The 1,101-nt window shown below is 46.2% G+C and carries 2 protein-coding genes and 1 pseudogene; all 3 read right to left on the bottom strand.

The genetic code is table 11. The annotated features are described in order from the left end of the window. The coding region (locus BFF42_RS18060) for an IS1 family transposase (RefSeq protein WP_001638972.1) at positions 1-200 on the bottom strand (200 nt) is incomplete at its 3' end. A 262-nt stretch (positions 201-462) separates the two neighbouring features. After that, positions 463-804: pseudogene (dsbG, locus tag BFF42_RS18055) on the bottom strand (thiol:disulfide interchange protein DsbG); the annotation flags it as partial. Between the two features lie 11 nt (positions 805-815). Continuing rightward, on the bottom strand, positions 816-1,101 hold a 286-nt coding region (locus BFF42_RS18050), incomplete at its 5' end, for an integrase core domain-containing protein (RefSeq protein ID WP_000318964.1).

Raw genomic sequence — 1,101 nt, 5'->3', positions numbered from 1 at the left:
CGACATCCGACGCCATTCATGGCCATATCAATGATTTTCTGGTGCGTACCGGGCTGAGAGGCGGTGTAAGTGAACTGTAGTTGCCATGTTTTACGGCAATGAGAGCAGAGATAGCGCTGATGTCCGGCAGTGCTTTTGCCGTTACGCACCACGCCTTCAGTAGCGGAGCAGGAAGGACATCTGATGGAAATGGAAGCCACGCAAGCACCTTAAAATCACCATCATACACTAAATCAGTAAGTTGGCAGCATTACCCACTACTCCGGTTATATTTTTCTTCCATGATATATTCACTTAATCAATGTTTTTCTGCGTATATATTTTTATTGATTATGTTTTTTTGCTTAACTCAGGATTAAGTTTTTCTAAAATAGCACAGCCACTTAGGGCAGAGCGAGCAATTCATGCTTTTTAGGATGGTTGAAAAGCAGAGATATAGTTCAACCATCCATGAATTACCTTTTATTTATTCCCCATAATGATATTAAGCGTTTTCTGATCGGGCAACCCCACGGCCTGTTGTAGCGTATTTTCCTTACTCATGTAATAGATAGCCGGCGTGACATTTGCCCCCAGATCGTCCATCAGTTTCTCATTGTCACTTAACACTTTCATTTGCTCTGTACTTACGTTTGCAGGCACGTTTAGCTTAAGCTTGCCACCAGAGGCTTTATATTGTTGCCAGGTTTTTGCGGGATCTTTGGAGGCAAGAATTGCCGCTGCTGTCGCCGGGCTTTCTGGCTTGATAACCCCAACCAACAATGTTCTTAATTGCACTTTGCCAGAATCTACCCACGGGCGCGCTGGATTTGCCCCTATATTTCCAGACATCTGTTATCACTTAACCCATTACAAGCCCGCTGCCGCAGATATTCCCGTGGCGAGCGATAACCCAGCGCACTATGCGGATGCCATTCGTTATAATGCTCGAACGCCTCTGCAAGGTTCTTTGCTGCCGTTAACCCGTCTGGTTTGGGCATGATACTGATGTAGTCACGCTTTATCGTTTTCACGAAGCTCTCTGCTATTCCGTTACTCTCCGGACTCCGCACCGCCGTGTTCTTCGGTTCAAGTCCCAACATCCGGGCGAACTGGCGTGTT

The sequence above is a fragment of the Shigella sp. FC1661 genome, from assembly GCF_001712525.1.
GTDB classification, from domain to species: Bacteria; Pseudomonadota; Gammaproteobacteria; order Enterobacterales; family Enterobacteriaceae; genus Escherichia; species Escherichia coli.
The sequence above is the reverse complement of the archived record's forward strand: the minus strand, read 5'-3'. Positions and strand labels throughout refer to the sequence as shown.